This window comes from Knoellia pratensis (assembly GCF_042666395.1).
Classification (GTDB): Bacteria; Actinomycetota; Actinomycetes; order Actinomycetales; family Dermatophilaceae; genus Knoellia; species Knoellia pratensis.
On the sequence record NZ_JBHTDJ010000001.1, the window covers coordinates 443,351 to 460,885 of the forward strand.

Here is a 17,535-nt window from a genome sequence, read left to right on the forward strand (position 1 = left end):
AACCGACGAACGCTTCGGCACCCAAAAGTGGTTCCGTTGGGCCCGGCCAGGCCAACCGGCGGTGCGGCGTCAGGCCTCGAGGGTCCGGTCGAACAGCTCGCGCACATGGTTCGGCAGGGCCGGCTCCTGGATCGTCAGGTCCAGCGGCGGAATCTCGCAGCTCACGCCGTAACAGAAGCGGTCCGGCTGGGTCCGGCCACCGGCATACGCCTGCAGTTGGGGAGTCGGGCCGGCGAGGAGGCTGCGCCACTGCGACGCGTCCGTCTCCGGCAGCTCGTCGAGCACGACCGTCTTCTCGCGCACGATTCCGGCGAAACCACCCGTGCGACGCACCTGCACCCGGCTCGGTGCGTCCGAATTCGGAGTCGGGGCCGGCGTTGAGGACGGCGCCTGAGCAGGGCCCGGGGCCGGTTCGGCGCCCTGGGTGACACCCACCTCGCGCCACGCACTTCGCACGGCGTCGACCTGCGCCGAGTCCTCGCCATGCGCGGTGACGGCGGCCGCCTCGGTGAGTGAGGCGAAGGTCGTGAAGTCGCAGTCCGCCTTGATGTCACCGGTGATCGCGGCATACCAGATGGCTCCGGCGGCCTCCCACGCGTTGCCGCCGAGCGTCGTCGCGACGAGGTGGAACGCGCGGTTGGGGATGCCGGAGTTGATGTGGACGCCACCGTTGTCGTCATCGGTGACCACGAAGTCGTCCATGTGCCCCGGCTGCGGGTCCTTGCCCAGGCGCGGGTCGTCATAGGCGGTGCCGGGCGCCTTCATCGAACGCAGCCCCACGCCCTTGACGCCCGGTGCGAGCAGCTCGGCGCCGATGATCCAGTCCGACTGCTCGGCACTCTGCCCCAGGCTGCGTTGCTTGACGAGGATGCCGAAGACATCGGAGATGTGCTCGTTGAGGGCGCCTGCCTGGTCCTGGTAGTTCAGCCCAGAGGTGTACTGCGTGACCCCATGCGCCAGCTCGTGACCGATGACGTCGAGGCTTCGGGTGAAACCAAGGAACACCTCGCCGTCGCCATCACCGAAGACCATCTGCGACCCGTCCCAGAACGCGTTGTCGTAGTTGGTGCTGTAGTGCACGGACGCGACGAGGCCGAGCCCCTTGTCGTCTAGGGAGTTGCGGGCGTATGCCGCGTGCCACAGTTCCCAGGTCGCGCCCAGTCCGTCGTAGGCCTGCGTGACCGCGACATCGTCCGTGGCCGGCTCACCCTCGGCGCGCACCGGGGTGCCGGGCAGGGTCGTGCCGTTCTTGGCGTCGTGGATCAGCCGGTTGGGTGCGTCGTCCGTCGTGGCCCGGTTGGCGCGCCGGCTCGCGGCAGCACCAGTGCCGCGCAGGGAGTGTTCGCGGGCGTGCTGCTCGTAGCGGAGCTGGTCGATGCGCAGGGTCTCGCGAGCGCGCAACTCGACCGCCGGGTCTCCCGACGTGGCCAGCGCCTCGAGCAGATAGGGCGGCACGATCGAGCAGGGGTACGGGGCCGGGTGCGTCATCATGCGTCCATCCTCACGCGGCGCACCGACACCCGCACCCCGACAGGTTGCCGCCGCGGGTCAGCGAGACGCGATCTGCGCACCGAGGTGTGGCTCGAGTTCGCGCATGATCTGGGGCCGCGATCGGGCGCCGACCCTCTGTGAGACAACGACGCCATCCACGAACAGGGCGAGCGTCGGCATCGACAGAACGCCATACGCCAGCGCGGTTTTGGGGTTCTCGTCGACGTCGAGCGAGACAACCTTCATCCGGCCGACCTCGTCCGTCGCGATCAGGTCCAGCACCGGAGCGATCGCGCGGCACGGCGGGCACCAGTTCGCGGTGAAGTCCACGAGGACGGGGAGTGAGGACGCCAGGACGTCCTCCCTGAAGGTGGCGTCGGTGGTGGTGGTCAGGGTCATGGGGCCTCTCCTTTGTCGGGTGACTAACGGTTGACCTGGGCGACCAGGTTCTTCTCGGGCGTGATCTGTTGGCCGCACTCGCAGACGAGGACCGCGGTGACATGGCCGCCACAGGCGACGTGTCGATAGTCGACGTCACGCTCACCGAATCCATCGATCGCCTCGTGGCCGTCGGTGAGCCGGTGCCGCGCTCCCCAGTCGGAGATCGCGGCAAGGACCGGGAGCAGATCGCTCCCGGCCGGCGTCATCGTGTATTCGGACCGCGCCCGGCTGCCCGGCACTCGATACACGCGGGTTGCCAGGATTCCTGCATCGGTGAGGCGCCGGAGCCGGTCGGAAAGCACTGCCCTCGGCACTCCCGTGGCGACCTGCAGCTCATCGAAGCGGCGAACGCCGAGCGACACCTCCTGGATGACCATCAGCGCCGAGCGTTCACCGATCACCCTGAGCGTGTCACCGAGCTGTGTTCTCACAGTTCTGAGTCTAGACCATGAACTCAGGTAGCGGTCACCGGGCCAACGCGCCGATGAAGGTCAGGCCAAGGGCGTCAGATCTGACGCGCCTGGCATGACCTTGCGCATCACACGCCGGTCAGCCGTAGGTGTCGCGTGGGCCGCGGCCGTCCTGCACGCGCCGCATTCCCTTGGACCAGGACGGTGCGCTGGGCCCGACCACCTTGATCTGGGTCACGGTCCCCTCGCCGACCTCACGCGCCAGGCTCCCCATGAGGGTCGTCGACATGAGGCGCAGGTTCGTCGCCCACGCCGTCGAGTCGGCCCGCACCGTGAGCACCGAGTCGACGAACTCGACCGGGTGGCAGTGCTGCGCAACGTCTTCGCCGACGATCGTGGACCACCGTCCGATGACGGCCCCCACGGCAACGTCGACCTTCCAGCCCCGCTCACTCACGAACGAGTCGAGCTCATCACCGAGCAGCATCGGATCGCGCCCACTCTTGCGCCCGCCAAGCCCATCGGGCACGTCCTTGAACCGACGCTTCGGCTTGATCCCCGGCCGCAGACCCCGCGATCGCGCCGCCGCCCGAGCCCGGGACAACGCATCCGCGGGCGCGCTCAGGAAGTCCTCCGGCGTTTCACGTGAAACCAGTTCCTCGTCACCATCGCCTGACGATGACGAATCCCCCTGTCCCACAGGCAGATTCGGATCGTCACTCACGCGCGGTCACCTCACCCAGCGACACGGCATACGTGCGTCCGCGGAGTTCGGACGGAACGTCCGCCTCGACCGCCGCGGTGATGAGCACCTGCTCGCAGTCGACGACCATGGCCGCGAGCCGTTCGCGCCGGCCGGCATCGAGCTCGGCAAAGACGTCGTCGAGGATCAGCACAGGGTCGTCGCCGAGATCGTGACGAAGGAGGTGGTATGCCGCGAGCTTGAGTCCCAGCGCGAACGACCAGCTCTCGCCGTGGCTGGCATAGCCCTTGGCCGGCAGCTCGCCGAGGGTGAGGACGACGTCGTCGCGGTGCGGCCCCACCAACGTCACTCCGCGCTCGATCTCCTGGCCACGGACCTCGGCAAAGGACGCCAGGAGCTCGGCATGCAACTCCTCGAGCTCCGGCACCTCGCCGCCAGCGATCCGGGCCGCGAATTCCTCACGTAGAGAAGCCTTGTAGCTCACCCGAGCATCGGACTGCCCGGCACTGACCTCGTCATAGGCCTTGCCGAGCAACGGCGCCAGATCCCGGAGCAACCGCAGCCGGGCATAGAGCAGGGGAGCGGCGACCTGGGCGAGCTGGGCGTTCCACACGTCCAACGTGTGCAGCGCCGCCTCCCTCTCCGACACCGTATCGACACCTTCAACGGGCCGACGCTGCTTGCCCCGGCCCCGCAGCACCGGCGCGGCCGACTTCAGCAAAGCGTTGCGCTGCTTGAGGATTCGGTCATAGTCACCCCGGGCGCCGGCCCACCGAGGCTGCCGAGCCACGAGCAGGTCATCGAGGAAGCGCCGACGCTCCGACGGGTCACCCTTGACGAGCGAAAGGTCCTCGGGGGCAAACAGGACGGTCCGCACCTGCCCCAACACGTCACGGCTTCGGGTCAGTGGCGACTTGTTGAGCCGCGCCCGGTTCGCCCGCCCCGGGGTGATCTCGAGCTCGACCAGGGTCTCGCGACCATCGCGTACGACGGCGCCGCGGATGATCGCCTGGGCCGCACCGAACCGCACGAGCGGCGCGTCGTTCGCGACGCGGTGACTCGACAGCGACGCGAGGTAGCCGATCGCCTCGACGAGGTTGGTCTTGCCCTGCCCGTTGAGCCCGACGAACGTCGTGATGCCTGGCTCAAGCGGGAGCTCGGCGCTCGGATAGCTCCGGAAGTCGCCGACGGTGAGGTGCCGGACGTACACCTAACTCGCTCAGGTCTTCGTGGCGGGGCGCTTCCGCGTCGAGCCCGCCTTGGTGGAACCCGTCCCGGACGTCGGGCCGGAGGCACCGGTGGAACCCGAGCCGGACGACGGACCTGCAGCTGCGGCCTTGCGTCCCTTGGCGGCAGCCTTGGGAGCGCTCTTGGGTGACTTCTCCTGGGGGGCAACCTTGGCCTTCGTGGCGGCGGCTGACTTCGGACCGGCAGCAGTCTCGGTGCGCAGCTTCTCGCCCTCGGCCGAGGTCATGACCTGGTGCCCACCGAACTGACCGCGCAGCGCCGCGACGGCTTGCATCGTGGGCGACGACTCCTGGCGCGAGGCGAACCGAGCGAACAGCGACGCGGCGATGACCGGCATGGGCACCGAGTTGGCGATGCCCTCCTCGACGGTCCAGCGACCCTCGCCGGAGTCGGCGGTGTAGTCCGAGATGTCGTCGAGGTGCGGGTTCTCCTCGAGCGCCTTGACCATGAGGTCGAGCAGCCAGGAGCGGACGACGGTGCCACGGCTCCAGGCCTTGAACGACCCAGGGACATCCTTGACGATGTCCTTCTTCTCGAGGAGCTCGTAGCCCTCGGCGTACGCGTGCATCAGGCCGTACTCGATGCCGTTGTGCACCATCTTCACGTAGTGGCCCGCACCGATGTCGCCGGCGTGGACGAAGCCCTCGTCGCGCGGACCCTCGGGCCGCAGCGCATCGAAGATCGGCATCGCCTTGGCAACATTGGCCTTCGTGCCGCCAACCATGAGGCCGTAGCCGTTGTCCAGGCCCCAGATCCCGCCCGAGACACCGCAGTCGAGGTAGCCGATGCCCTTGGCCCTGAGCGCCTTCTCGTTCTCGATGTCATCGGTGAAACGGCTGTTGCCACCGTCGATGACGAGGTCGCCCTTGTCGAGCAGCTCGCCGAGCTTGGCAACGGTCTCGCGAGTCGGGTCGCCGTGCGGCACCATCACCCACACGACGCGGGGAGCATCGAGCTTCTTCACGAGCGCCGCGAGCGTCTTGACGTCCGACACGGCGGGGTTGCGGTCGAAACCCACGACCTCGTGACCGGCACGACGGATGCGCTCGCGCATGTTGCCGCCCATTTTGCCGAGCCCGATGAGTCCCAGTTGCATTGACTACCCCTTCACGTGACGGAGGTGCTGCTTGCGGAATGTGAACAGTCGCAGGTATGCCGCGTGCTCACCCTCGTGAGCGGCATACCTTGTGGCTTCCTGACGCACGACTGCTTCGTCAGGCTACGCCGGTCAGCTCGCGAAGCGCACCGGCATGATGACGTAGCGATAGCTGGTGTCGGCCTCGCCGTCGGCCTCGGCCTGGCCGCTGAGGACGGCCGGACGCGACGGCTGGGTGAACGAGAGCCGGCTGAACTCGGTGCCGACGGCGCCCAGTCCGTCCAGGAGGAAGCCGGGGTTGAACGCGACCTCGACATCGGGCCCGGTGAGGGTGGCCTCGACGGCCTCACTGGCCTGGGCGTCCTCGCCCGTGCCGGCCTCGATCGCGACCTGGCCCTCGGTGAAGCGCAGGCGCACGGGAGTGTTGCGCTCGGCGACCAGGGCCACACGCTTGACGGCCTCGACGAGATCGGCCGTGCTGACGACCGACTCCGTCTCGGAGGTCGTCGGGAAGATCGAGCTGACCTTGGGGTACTCCCCATCGAGCAGGCGTGTGGTCGTGCGGCGGGACCCGGCTTCGAAGCCGACGAGCCCGTCGCCGCCAGCAGCGGAACCGAGCGCGACGTCGATCGAGCCGGAGGCGCCCAGGGAGCGGGCCGTGTCGGCGAGGGTGCGGGCCGGGACGAGAACGATGTGGCTGGCAGCGCTGTCGGTGGGGTTCCACGTGAGCTCACGCATGGCCAAGCGGTAGCGGTCGGTCGCGAGAAGCGTCATCTTGTCGCCCTCGATCTCGACGCGGACGCCGGTGAGGATCGGCAGGGTGTCGCCGCGGTCGGCCGCGATCGAGACCTGGTTGACGGCCTGGGTGAAGAGCTGGCCGTCGATGGAACCACTCGGCTCCGGCGAGGACGGCAGCGTCGGGTAGTCGTCGGAGGGCATCTGCAGCAGGCTGAAGCGGCTCGAGCCACACACGACCTGGACCTTGGAACCCAACACCTCGACGTCGACCGGCTTGTTGGGCAGGTTGCGGGAAATGTCGGCGAGCAGGCGGCCGAGCACGAGCACGGTTCCTGACTCCGCGACCTCGGCGGGCACGGTCAGACGAGCGGACACCTCGTAGTCGAACGCCGAGAGCGTCACGGTGCCCTCGTCGCTCGCCTCGATCAGGATGCCGGCAAGGACGGGCACGGGAGGGCGCGCAGGAAGTCCGCGGGCGACCCAGGTGACCGCCTCGGCCAGGACTTCACGCTCGACGCGGAACTTCACGGCATACCGACCTAACTGTGTTTGGGCTGCAACAGGCACAACAACATCCATGACCGCCAAGCGCCGGGCGCCAGGAGGCGCAGGCAAGCGGGAAAGATGACATTAGTGCACGGGAGTGAGCGGGGACACCCGAGTCGGATGTTGTCATTTGTCGGGCTCTCGGTCGGCATTCCACAAGCAGGTCCTCGGGGCAGAACAATTGATAGGGGGATCTCGTCAGAGTTGTAGGAGGTGTGGATCCTGTGGACAACTCGTTGTCTGTGCAGGTCAGCGGCCCATGGAGGCCGTGGACGGAACGTGGACGGTGTGTGGACGAATGACACTCACCTGTTGACGGCCACGTCGGCTTTTCGGCTCGTCCACGGCGAAGACACCTGTCATCCACCCCTCTGAGGCGGTTGTCCACAGTTGTCCACAGGGATTGGGGATGAAGAGCGGTTTCGCGCGATCCCCATGTTGTCCACAAGCGGAGTTGTCCACAGAGTTCTCCACACACCGTGGACGGAGGCGTCCCGGAGCCGTGCGGATGCGCCAAGGTGACGAACAGGTGACGAGGCACCCACAGCTGTGGATCAACCTGTGGACAACCAGACCCGAACCCGTCTTCGTGCCCCTGACGGACAAGCTCGGTGCCCTCGCACGTCGAAACTGAACTTCCTCTTCGTGCCCCTGACGGACAAGCTCGCTGCCCTCGCACGTCCGTAAGGGGCACGAAGAGGAGGGGGTCAGCGGGTTTGTTGCTTGATCCGGTTCGTCAGCTCGGTCACCTGGTTGTAGATCGCGCGCCGTTCGGCCATCAGCTGGCGGATCTTCTTGTCGGCGTGCATGACCGTCGTGTGGTCACGGCCGCCGAACTGCTGCCCGATCTTGGGCAGGGACAGGTCGGTGAGCTCGCGGCACAGGTACATCGCGATCTGGCGGGCCGTCACGAGCACCCTGGAACGCGACTGCCCCTGCAGGTCCTCGAGCGTCAGACCGAAGTAGGCAGCCGTTTGCGCCATGATCGTCGCGCTCGTGATCTGGTTCGCGGAGTCGTGCGGGATGAGGTCCTTGAGCACGATCTCGGCGAGCGAGATGTCGACCGGCTGGCGGTTGAGGCTGGCGAACGCCGTGACGCGGATGAGGGCGCCCTCGAGCTCACGGATGTTGGTCGTGATCCGCGAGGCGATGAACTCGAGCACGTCGTCGGGGACGCTGAGCTTCTCCTGGGCGGCCTTCTTGCGCAGGATCGCGATGCGGGTCTCGAGGTCGGGCGGCTGCACGTCGGTCATGAGGCCCCACTCGAACCGACTGCGCATGCGCTCCTCGAAGCCACTGAGCAGCTTTGGGGGCAGGTCGCTCGTGATGACGACCTGCTTGTTGGCGTTGTGGAGGGTGTTGAACGTGTGGAAGAACTCTTCCTGCGTCTGCACCTTGCCCTGGAGGAACTGGATGTCGTCGATGAGGAGCACGTCGACGTCGCGATAACGGCGCTGGAAGTTCGCGGCCTTGTCGTCGCGGATGCTGTTGATGAAGTCGTTGGTGAACTCCTCGGAGTTCACGTAGCGCACCTTGACGTGCGGGAAGAGGTTGCGCGCGTAGTGCCCGATGGCGTGGAGCAGGTGCGTCTTGCCCAGACCGGACTCGCCATAGATGAACAGCGGGTTGTAGGCCTTGGCCGGCGTCTCGGCGACCGCGAGGGCAGCAGCGTTCGCGAAGCGGTTGCTGGCACCGATGACGAAGGTGTCGAAGGTGTACTTCGGGTTGAGGCGCGTCAGCTCGACCTGCTCGGGGACCGTCACACCGGGTCGGGGGCGCAGGGCTCCGGGCGAGCGGGTGCGGCCGATGGCGCTGTTGTTCCGGTTGTCGTTCTCGTCCTCGTCATCCTCGACCAGGGCGATTCCGTCGAGCTCGGCCCGGCGCTTGGCGCGGCGCCCGTCGGCATCGGTGGGACCTGGTTCGATCCCGATGGTCGTGGCAGTGCGCGAGGCCTGGTCGGCGCCCTCGCCGTCGACCGACGCCGAATCGGCGGGAGCGACGGCGGGCACATCGGCCAGGGACTGGTCGACCGTGACGGCGAGTCTCACGTCGTGACCGAGCTGACTGCTCAAGGTCTCGGTGACTCGATCACGTAACCGGGTCTCGACGATGTCCTTGGTGAAGTCGTTCGGGACAGCGATGAGAGCGGTCTCATCGAGCAGTCCCACGAGCTTGGCGAGGGAGAGAAAGGCGCGCTGCTGGACGGGGATACCGTCAGAGTCGAGCGCGTCGAGGGTGGTGCGCCAGATCTGGTCCATCCCGACATCCGGCACCTGGTCACCCGAACCTTCCGTGTCATTCGTGCTTGGAACCGAGGATGTCCACAGAGTTCTCCACAGACTGTGGGTATGCGCAGTGACGCTAACAAGGGGGTGCGCCCGCGGCAAGCCGAAACAGTCTACGAAGCCGCCACCTGCACGTACGCCCCGCGTGTCGTGCCAGATGTTGACACCGTGAGGTGAGAGCATAGGGGGTTCTTCGCTGCGCGGCGGGTTTTCTCCCGCGAGTTTGACCCGGTATGCCGCTCTCCCGTACCTTTGTGAGGCCTGTTGTGGCGGCCGTCGACGCCTGCCCACAGCCTCTGAGCCAGCACGACCCAGACAGCCCCAAACCATGCGGTTTTTGTCCGTATGGGTCCGTCCCGTGAGAAGAGATTCACCGTGAGCAAGCGTACGTTCCAGCCCAACACTCGTCGTCGGTCCAAGACCCACGGCTTCCGTCTGCGCATGCGCACCCGTGCGGGTCGCGCCATCCTCGGTGCCCGTCGCCGCAAGGGCCGCTCCGAACTCTCCGCCTGAGGCTTCGGTGCTGCCGGCGCCGAACCGACTGCGTGAGCGGTCGGAATTCGCGTCGGCGATCCGTTCCCCTGGTGCGATGCGAGCGGGATCGAGGATCCTTGTGGTGCACGCCAACGTGACCGACTCTCGTGCGGGACTCCCGCCGCGGGTCGGTTTCGTCGTGTCCAAGGCCGTGGGCAACGCGGTCGTTCGCAACCGGACCAAACGCCGACTGCGCGCCGCGATCGCCAGCGAGCTGGCCGGCATACCGGCGGGTGTTGACGTCGTGGTCCGAGCACAGCCGGCCGCCGCCAAAGCGACGTTCGCTGAGCTCTCTGAATCGCTGAAACCGTTGCTGCACAAGGTAATTCGCCGTTTTGAGGTCGCCCGATGACGTTGGGTCAGGTCGCTGCCAAGCCCCTCGTGTGGCTCGTGCGTGCCTACCAACTGGTCCTGTCGCCCATGCGCCCGGCGACCTGCCGCTACTACCCCTCCTGCTCTGCGTATGCCGTGACCGCCCTTGGTCGGTACGGCGTGTTCAAGGGAACCTGGCTCACGCTCCGTCGGTTGGGCAGGTGTCACCCCTGGGCGGCCGGCGGGGTCGACCACGTTCCACCACTGCCCGGGGAAGTCGCTGATGGCGAGCTCATCGCTCGGCACATCCCCCACGAGACCACCACCTGACCCACACGCAGCATCATGTGAGGGCCCACTCCGGCAGAGACGCCGGAACAACCGAAGGACAGCATGGGAGACTTTTTCCAGAGCCTGATCTACCCGATCGAGCTCCTCGTCGCGTGGATCATGTACGGCTTCCACCAGGCATTCACCTGGATCGGGCTCGACCCCGCATCGGGTGCTGCGTGGGCACTGTCGATCATCGGGCTCGTCCTGGTCATGCGTGCCGCGATGATTCCGCTGTTCGTCAAGCAGATCAACGCCTCGCGCAAGATGCAGCTCATCCAACCCGAGCTGCAGAAGATCCAGAAGAAGTACAAGGGCAAGAGCGACCCTGAGTCACGCCAGGCGATGACCCAGGAGACGATGGCGCTCTACAAGTCGGAGGGCACCAACCCGTTCTCCTCCTGTCTGCCGATCCTCGTGCAGTCACCGTTCTTCTTCGGTCTCTTCCGCGTGCTCAACGGCCTCGAGGGCATCTCGAAGGACCCGGACAAGGCCATTGGCCCGATCACCCAGAAGGTGGCAGCCCAGGCGGAGTCGGCCACCCTGTTCGGTGCGCAACTTTCCGACAAGTTCATCGGCGCAGAGACGACGACGACCAAGATCGTCACGATCGTCCTCATCATCCTCATGTCGGCGACGACGTTCACGACGCAGCGCCAGCTCATGACCAAGAACATGCCGGCGTCGGCCCTGGACAATCCGTTCGCCAAGCAGCAGAAGCTGATCATGTACGTCATGCCGGTGGTCTTCGCGGTCTCTGGTATCAACTTCCCGATCGGTGTCCTGCTCTACTGGTTCACCACCAACGTGTGGTCGATGGTCCAGCAGTTCTACGTGATCCGGAAGATGCCGGCCCCCGGTTCTGCCGCCGAGAAGGCCCTCCACGAACGTCTTGCCAAGCGCGGCAAGCCCATCCCCGGCGAGGCCGAGCGCAAGGCCGCTGAGGCAGCCGAGGCCGAAGCCGCGGCAGAGCGGACCCGCCAGCGCGTCCAGCCCAAGGGCAAGAAGCGCGCCAAGAAGAAGCCGGGCTCCGGGGCCATCGCCGAGAAGAAGCCCCAGACCGACAACTGAGACCACAACTGCCGTATCAGGGCTCTGACCTGCGACGATACGGCGCCGGATCGGCCGACGAAGGTGTAGCCGCCATGAGAGGAACGACCAGATGAGTGAACTGACCGACCAGGAGACCGCAGAGACCGCTGCGGTCGACAAGGACCCCACCGCCACCGTCGAGTCCACCGAGTCCACCGAGTCCACCGACGTCGAGGAGTCACAGGACGACTCCGAGGTGGAGGAGTCCGGGACGGAGACCACCTCCGAGAACACGGACAAGCCTGCTGCCAAGGAGGCACCCGCCGACCTCGAGAAGGAAGGCGAAGTTGCGGCCGACTTCCTCGAGAACCTCCTCGACATCTGCGATCTCGATGGAGACATCGACGTCGACATCGATGGGGACCGCGCCGCCGTCGCGATCGTCGACTCCGAGGAGGGTCGCGTTCCTCGCCGTCTCGTCGGTGACAACGCCAAGGTGCTCGATGCCCTCCAGGAGCTCACCCGGCTGGCCGTGCAGGCCGCTACCGGTCACCGCAGCCGCCTCATGCTCGACGTCGCCGGTCACCGTGCCGGTCGTCGGGCCGAGCTGGTCGAGGTCGCCAAGGTCGCGATCGACTCCGTCAAGGAGTCCGGTGAGAGGGCCGCCCTGGACCCGATGACCGCGTTCGAGCGCAAGGTCGTCCACGACGAGGTTCTGGCCGCTGGCCTGTCCTCCGAGTCCGAGGGCGTCGAGCCCCGCCGTCACGTTGTGGTCCTGCCCGCGTGAGCGATGTTTCACGTGAAACGGTGACAGACCAAGGCGACACCACCAGTGCCGTCCCCGCAGCCGCACCTTCGGGTGCGGCTGCGGTGTTTGGTGACCGTATGCCGGCCGCCATCCGTTTCGTCGAGATCCTGGCCGACACCGGCGTGACCCACGGGCTCATCGGTCCTCGTGAGGTCCCCCGCCTGTGGGAGCGCCACGTCCTCAACTGTGCCGTCATTGAGGACGCCTTCCCGCAGGGCGCCAAGCTGATCGACGTCGGTTCGGGGGCCGGCCTCCCCGGCGTGGCCCTGGCCATTGCTCGCCCCGACCTCGACATCCATCTCGTCGAGCCCATGCAGCGCCGAACTGACTGGCTGACCACCACGGTCACGAACCTCGGCCTCGACAACGTCACCGTCCACCGCGGCCGCGCGGAGGAGTTCGTCGGCGTCCTCTCCGCCCCTTGGCTCACCGCCCGGGCGGTCGCCCGCATCGCCAAGCTCGCCCGGTGGTGCGTCCCCCTCCTCGATGGCCGCGGAACCGTCGTCGCCATGAAGGGCCGATCCGCTCAGGAGGAACTCGAGGCCGACCGCCGCGAGCTCAACAAGCTGGGCCTCGTCGAGGCGGCGATCACCTCCCACGGCTCCACCGTCCTCGACGAACCCACCCTGACTCTGGACCTCACCTTCCAGCCCAAGACGCGGGTTGCGAAGGGCAAGAAGAAGCGTTAACCCCTCGCTCGTCCAGCGGCCCCGGTTCTCCTCGAGCCTGGGCCGCTTTTCGTTTGTCTTCGGTGGTCGCACTGAAGTGCTCGTTCGCCGCAATCCCATCCGCCGCTCGCGCGCTGGACGCGCTCCCGGCTCCCGCCAGGCCCAGCCAGCGGCGAACGAGCACCTCCCTGCTCCTCGAGGTTGCCTTCCAGCGCACCTCGGTTCGTGAACCTGCGCCGACTCTTCCGCCGGGGTCACCGCTTCTTGCTCTCCTTTGGCTCCCGGGACCTCACCGTGGTCGCCTGAGGTGTCGCGGTCACCTAGGTGGGTTGTCTCGTCCTCCTGCAGGCTTCGGCCGCCATCCACGACTCCCTATATAGAGGCTCGATTCATCTGGCGTTGGCGATGGCTCTAGCGAGTCGTCTGAGGGCGGGGGTGGTTGGGGGAACTCATGTTTCACGTGAAACGTGGGCTGCTCCGAAGCGGCGAACCTTTGAGAGCGCCTTGCACAGGGACCCGCCATGGCAGGGGGAGTCTTTGGCTGGGGTTGGGGAGGTCGCGGGGAGACTGACGGCGAACCAGCAGGTGCGCGCCTCGCACGGGCCGCGGGGCGCGGTGTTTCACGTGAAACGTGACCCCAGCGGCAGGTGACGTTGAAGGAGTGGAGAATCTTGGGATCGCCGCTGGCTGGGTCTGGCCGCGGGTCCCACGCTCTACGTGGGCGCGCGGAGTGCGGTCTGCGCGCGGAGCGCGGATGGGGTGATGGCGATCCGAGGTTCACCGCGACGGACGAAAAGGCGCCATGCGAGGCGGGTTTCACGTGAAACGTTGTGCTGTGAGCGGAACTGGGGGATTGGCGTGTCCGGGGTTTGGCGTGTCGGAGGTGGTTGGGTTTGGATTGGGGGTCCCTGACCGACGACCGTGAGGTGGTTCCCGACGATGGCAGTCGAGGCCGAACGCCGCGTGACCCCTGGGCTGGGATATCCAGCCCTTCCTGGCTCCGAGAGTGCTCCTTTGGGGTGGCCTGGGCAGGACGGGGTGGTCCGCACCACCGATGTTTCACGTGAAACGCCTGTCGCAGCGACAGCCACAGTCCCTGAGATGGAGCCGGACTTGGCTGCGGAGGTGGTCGTGAGCGGTGATGGCGACGAGTCGGGGCTGGATGCCGGGTCGGTGGCGGGGAGTGACGGTGCAGTGGGGGAGACTGAGCCCGTGTCAGTCCAGAACGAAGTTGACGATGTTTCACGTGAAACACAGCCGAGTGAGTCGGAGAAGGCAGCCGATGCGCTGGCCCGGGTCTCGCGTGAGTCGAACGGCGACGTGGCTGACATTCCCGAGGCTGGCGCGGACACCCCGTTGGCACAGGCGGTGGCTGCGGACACTCGCAAGCGGATCACCTTGGTGGGTCGCGACCTACCTCGTCCGGCACAGACCCGCGTACTCACCGTGGCAAACCAGAAGGGTGGCGTCGGTAAGACGACGACGACCGTGAACGTGGCGGCTGCGTTGGCCCAGGCGGGCGCGAAGGTCCTCGTCATCGACCTCGACCCGCAGGGGAACGCCAGCACGGCGCTCGGGATCGACCACCACGCCGAGGTGCCGAGCATCTACGACGTCCTCGTGGATGGGGACCCACTGAGCAAGGTCGTGCAGGTCTGCCCCGACGTGCCCGGCTTGTTCTGCGCGCCGGCCACGATCGACCTTGCCGGCGCAGAGATCGAGCTCGTCTCGCTGGTGGCGCGCGAGACACGCCTTCAGAAGGCCGTCTCGAAGTATGTCGCCGAACTCACCGAGCAGGGCGAGACGCTGGACTACGTGTTCATCGACTGCCCGCCGAGCCTAGGGCTGCTGACCGTGAACGCCTTCGTTGCGGGGAGTGAGGTGTTCATCCCGATCCAGTGCGAGTACTACGCCCTTGAGGGTCTGTCGCAGCTGCTCAAGAACATCGAGCTCATCCGTGATCACCTCAACCCGAACCTTCACGTGTCGACCATCCTGCTCACCATGTTCGACGGCCGGACCCGCCTCTCGGCCCAGGTCGCCGACGAGGTCCGCAGCCACTTCCCGGACCAGACACTCAAGGCCTCCGTACCGCGCTCGGTCCGCATCTCCGAGGCCCCCAGCCACGGCCAGACCGTCATGACGTATGACCCCAACAGCAGCGGCGCCCTCTCCTATCTCGAGGCCGCCTCCGAGATGGCAGCGCAGAACGCCGCCGAGAACAGTGAGGATCGCCCATGAGCGACAAGCGACGTGCCCTGGGCCGCGGACTCGGTGCCCTCATTCCGCCGGGAGCGGGTGGCACCGGTGCCACCCGCCCAACCGACGTGTTCTTCAAGGAGCGACCGGCGGAGCAGGCGAACTCCGGCTCGGTAGACACCGCGGAGCGACCCACCTCGGAAGGCGCTGGATCGACCACGCAGGCTCCTGCCAATGGAGCCCAGAACGGGGCATCGCCGCAGGTCAGCGACCAGAACGGCTCGGAGGACCAGCCGACGAACGGCGCATCGAAAGCGGCGTCCGACGGACCCGAGCTCGTCGCCGTTCCGGGTGCGCAGTTCGCTGACCTTCCGCTCGACTCGATCCGTCCCAACCCCCGGCAGCCGCGCACCGTCTTCGATGAGGACGACCTTGCTGAGCTCGTGCACAGCATCCGCGAGATCGGCGTCCTCCAGCCGATCGTCGTGCGCCCCATCCCCGCCGACGCCACGGACGTCCCCGAGGGCGTCCAGTACGAACTCATCATGGGCGAGCGCCGCTGGCGCGCCAGCCGCGAGGCCGGCAACGACAGCGTCCCGGCCATCATCAAGGCCACCGAGGACGACGACCTCCTGCGCGACGCCCTCCTCGAGAACCTTCACCGCAGCAACCTCAACGCCCTTGAGGAAGCCGCGGCCTACCAGCAGCTCCTCGACGACTTCGCCTGCACCCAGGAGGAGCTCGCCACCCGCATCGGTCGCTCGCGCCCTCAGATCAGCAACACCCTGCGCCTGCTGAAGCTCCCGCCCATCGTGGCCCGCCGCGTCGCCGCCGGAGTCCTCTCCGCCGGACATGCCCGTGCCCTCCTGGGCGTTTCCGACAACGCCGCCATGGAACGCCTCGCCCAGCGCATCGTCGCCGAGGGCCTCTCGGTCCGCTCGGTCGAGGAGATCGTCTCCCTCGGCGTCGAGGACGAGAAGCCCGCCAAGCGTCGCCCGCGCGCCGGCGGCCGCCACCCCCAGCTCGACGACCTCGCGGCGTCCCTCTCGGATCGCCTCGAGACGCGCGTCGGCATCGCGCTCGGCAAGTCCAAGGGCAAGGTCACCATCGACTTCGCCTCGGTCGAGGACCTCAACCGCATCTTGGATGCGATGCACCTGAGGGGTCAGGCCTGACTGAGTGAATTCCGTTGGGACACAGCGGAACTCACGACAACGACGAAGCCCCCGGTCACTGACCGGGGGCTTCGTCGATGGGCTGCTGGACGTCAGGCGAGGAACGGCTCGAGCTCGCGAAGGAGCTTGGGCTTGGGCAGCGCGCCGACGATGGTCTTGACGATCTCGCCGTCCTTGTAGACGTGCAGCGTCGGGATCGAGGTGATGCCGAGCTTGCCGGTGACGGCGGGGTTCTCGTCGGTGTTGAGCTTCACGACGTCGAGGACGTCGGCGTGGTCACGCGCGATCTCCTCGAGGACGGGGGCGATGGCCTTGCACGGGCCGCACCAGGGCGCCCAGAAGTCGACGAGGGTGATCTTGCTGTTCTTGAGGACGTCAGCGTCGAACGAAACGTCGTCGGTGGTGCGGGTGAACGTGGTGGTGTCCATGGTGGGTCCTTCCGGGGTGGGGCTGGGGGCGGTCAGTGGGCGATGAGAGCGGCGTCGGGGGCCGGGGCTCCTGCGTGCTCGGAGGCAGCGAGGAACTTCTCGGCGTCGAGGGCAGCAGCGCACCCGGAGCCGGCAGCCGTGATGGCCTGACGGTAGGTGTGGTCAACGAGGTCGCCACAGGCGAAGACGCCGGGCAGGTTGGTCAGCGTGGAACGGCCCTCGACGAGGACATAGCCCTCAGCGTCCAGGTCGATGACGCCCTTGATGAGCTCGTTGCGGGGGTCGTGTCCGATGGCGATGAACAGGCCCGTGACGGCGAGGTCGCTCGTCTGGCCGGTGACGGTGTCGCGCAGGGTCACACCGGACAGCTTGTCGCCACCGTTGACCGCAGCGACCTCGCTGTTCCAGGCGAACCTGATCTTGTCGTTGGTGAGGGCGCGCTCGGCCATGATCTTGGAGGCGCGCAGCTCTTCGCGTCGGTGGATGAGGGTCACCGACCTGGCGAACTTCGTGAGGAACGTGGCCTCCTCGATCGCGGAGTCGCCGCCACCGACGACGGCGATGTCCTGGTCGCGGAAGAAGAACCCGTCGCAGGTCGCACACCACGAGACACCGTGGCCCGAGAGACGCTTCTCGTCGGGCAGACCGAGCTCGCGGTAGGCCGAACCCATGGCCAGGATGATCGAGCGAGCACGCCAGGTGCGGCCCTCACCGTCGACGACGGACTTGATCTCGCCGTCGAGGGAGACGGACTCGATGTCATCGGTGACGAGCTCAGCACCAAAACGCTCGGCCTGGGCGCGCATCTCGTCCATGAGGTCTGGACCCATGATGCCGTCGCGGAAGCCGGGGAAGTTCTCGACCTCGGTCGTGTTCATCAGGGCACCGCCGGCGGTGACGGCCCCTTCGAACAGGACGGGCTGGAGGTTGGCGCGGGCGGCATACACGGCAGCGGTGTAGCCGGCTGGGCCGGACCCGATGATGATGACGTTTCGCAGGGCACTGGCGTCCTGGCCATTGATTGCGTTGGCGGAGGAGCTCACGAACACCGTCCCTTGTGGCAGTGATGGGGAACCACCGCTACATACGGT

The 17,535-nt window shown here is 67.0% G+C and carries 18 protein-coding genes; 8 read left to right on the top strand and 10 right to left on the bottom strand.

The features are described 5' to 3' along the window. Window positions 1–69: 69 nt before the first annotated feature. The 8 genes from ACFQRE_RS02070 to dnaA form a co-directional block, all read right to left on the bottom strand. Window positions 70–1,491, bottom strand: a complete 1,422-nt coding sequence (locus ACFQRE_RS02070; protein ID WP_380118337.1) for a protealysin inhibitor emfourin — start codon at window positions 1,489–1,491, stop codon at window positions 70–72. Between the two features lie 57 nt (window positions 1,492–1,548). Next, complete coding sequence (locus tag ACFQRE_RS02075) at window positions 1,549–1,890, bottom strand: thioredoxin family protein (protein ID WP_380118339.1); 342 nt, start codon at window positions 1,888–1,890, stop codon at window positions 1,549–1,551. A gap of 23 nt (window positions 1,891–1,913) precedes the next feature. Next, the gene (locus ACFQRE_RS02080) at window positions 1,914–2,363 is read right to left on the bottom strand and encodes a winged helix-turn-helix transcriptional regulator (protein WP_380118342.1); all 450 of its coding nucleotides are present in this window, start codon (window positions 2,361–2,363) and stop codon (window positions 1,914–1,916) included. Between the two features lie 118 nt (window positions 2,364–2,481). Further along, window positions 2,482–3,066 carry a DUF721 domain-containing protein gene (locus ACFQRE_RS02085; protein ID WP_380118345.1) on the bottom strand — a complete coding sequence of 195 codons (585 nt, stop codon included), beginning with the start codon at window positions 3,064–3,066 and terminating at the stop codon, window positions 2,482–2,484. Further along, a complete protein-coding gene (recF, locus tag ACFQRE_RS02090) occupies window positions 3,059–4,255 on the bottom strand; it encodes a DNA replication/repair protein RecF (RefSeq protein ID WP_380118347.1) in 1,197 nt (398 codons plus the stop codon). Before recF ends, ACFQRE_RS02085 begins: the two co-directional genes overlap by 8 nt. Before the next feature lie 9 nt (window positions 4,256–4,264). Beyond that, window positions 4,265–5,389 (bottom strand): phosphogluconate dehydrogenase (NAD(+)-dependent, decarboxylating), encoded by a 1,125-nt coding sequence (gene gnd, locus ACFQRE_RS02095; protein ID WP_380118350.1) that lies wholly within the window; start codon window positions 5,387–5,389, stop codon window positions 4,265–4,267. 132 nt (window positions 5,390–5,521) lie between these two features. After that, window positions 5,522–6,655, bottom strand: a complete 1,134-nt coding sequence (dnaN, locus tag ACFQRE_RS02100; RefSeq protein WP_380118352.1) for a DNA polymerase III subunit beta — start codon at window positions 6,653–6,655, stop codon at window positions 5,522–5,524. Between the two features lie 725 nt (window positions 6,656–7,380). Then, on the bottom strand, window positions 7,381–8,931 hold the full coding sequence (gene dnaA / locus ACFQRE_RS02105) for a chromosomal replication initiator protein DnaA (RefSeq protein ID WP_380120385.1): 1,551 nt from the start codon (window positions 8,929–8,931) through the stop codon (window positions 7,381–7,383). A gap of 402 nt (window positions 8,932–9,333) precedes the next feature. Here dnaA and rpmH point away from each other — a divergent pair, with 402 nt between their 5' ends. The 8 genes from rpmH to ACFQRE_RS02145 all read left to right on the top strand — a co-directional run bounded on the left by rpmH (window position 9,334) and on the right by ACFQRE_RS02145 (window position 16,016). Beyond that, complete coding sequence (rpmH, locus tag ACFQRE_RS02110; RefSeq protein WP_040884819.1) at window positions 9,334–9,471, top strand: 50S ribosomal protein L34; 138 nt, start codon at window positions 9,334–9,336, stop codon at window positions 9,469–9,471. A gap of 7 nt (window positions 9,472–9,478) precedes the next feature. Further along, on the top strand, window positions 9,479–9,844 hold the full coding sequence (rnpA, locus tag ACFQRE_RS02115; RefSeq protein WP_380118354.1) for a ribonuclease P protein component: 366 nt from the start codon (window positions 9,479–9,481) through the stop codon (window positions 9,842–9,844). Further along, entirely contained in the window at window positions 9,841–10,134 is a 294-nt protein-coding gene (gene yidD, locus ACFQRE_RS02120) for a membrane protein insertion efficiency factor YidD (RefSeq protein WP_380118356.1), read from the top strand. Before rnpA ends, yidD begins: the two co-directional genes overlap by 4 nt. Window positions 10,135–10,197: 63 nt before the next feature. Beyond that, window positions 10,198–11,205 (top strand): membrane protein insertase YidC, encoded by a 1,008-nt coding sequence (yidC, locus tag ACFQRE_RS02125; RefSeq protein WP_380118358.1) that lies wholly within the window; start codon window positions 10,198–10,200, stop codon window positions 11,203–11,205. 91 nt (window positions 11,206–11,296) lie between these two features. Further along, entirely contained in the window at window positions 11,297–11,953 is a 657-nt protein-coding gene (locus ACFQRE_RS02130) for a Jag family protein (protein WP_380118360.1), read from the top strand. 20 nt (window positions 11,954–11,973) lie between these two features. After that, window positions 11,974–12,663 carry a 16S rRNA (guanine(527)-N(7))-methyltransferase RsmG gene (gene rsmG, locus ACFQRE_RS02135; protein WP_380118362.1) on the top strand — a complete coding sequence of 230 codons (690 nt, stop codon included), beginning with the start codon at window positions 11,974–11,976 and terminating at the stop codon, window positions 12,661–12,663. 1,080 nt (window positions 12,664–13,743) lie between these two features. Beyond that, window positions 13,744–14,883 (top strand): ParA family protein, encoded by a 1,140-nt coding sequence (locus ACFQRE_RS02140; protein ID WP_380118364.1) that lies wholly within the window; start codon window positions 13,744–13,746, stop codon window positions 14,881–14,883. Further along, window positions 14,880–16,016: a ParB/RepB/Spo0J family partition protein gene (locus ACFQRE_RS02145; protein WP_380118366.1), complete on the top strand. Its 1,137-nt coding sequence runs from the start codon at window positions 14,880–14,882 to the stop codon at window positions 16,014–16,016. The genes ACFQRE_RS02140 and ACFQRE_RS02145 overlap by 4 nt, the downstream gene beginning before the upstream one ends. A 92-nt stretch (window positions 16,017–16,108) precedes the next feature. Here the strand turns inward: ACFQRE_RS02145 and trxA are convergent, their stop codons facing one another. Then, complete coding sequence (gene trxA, locus ACFQRE_RS02150) at window positions 16,109–16,444, bottom strand: thioredoxin (RefSeq protein WP_380118368.1); 336 nt, start codon at window positions 16,442–16,444, stop codon at window positions 16,109–16,111. Window positions 16,445–16,476: 32 nt separating this feature from the next. Beyond that, on the bottom strand, window positions 16,477–17,493 hold the full coding sequence (gene trxB, locus ACFQRE_RS02155; RefSeq protein ID WP_380118370.1) for a thioredoxin-disulfide reductase: 1,017 nt from the start codon (window positions 17,491–17,493) through the stop codon (window positions 16,477–16,479). Between the last annotated feature and the right edge of the window lie 42 nt (window positions 17,494–17,535).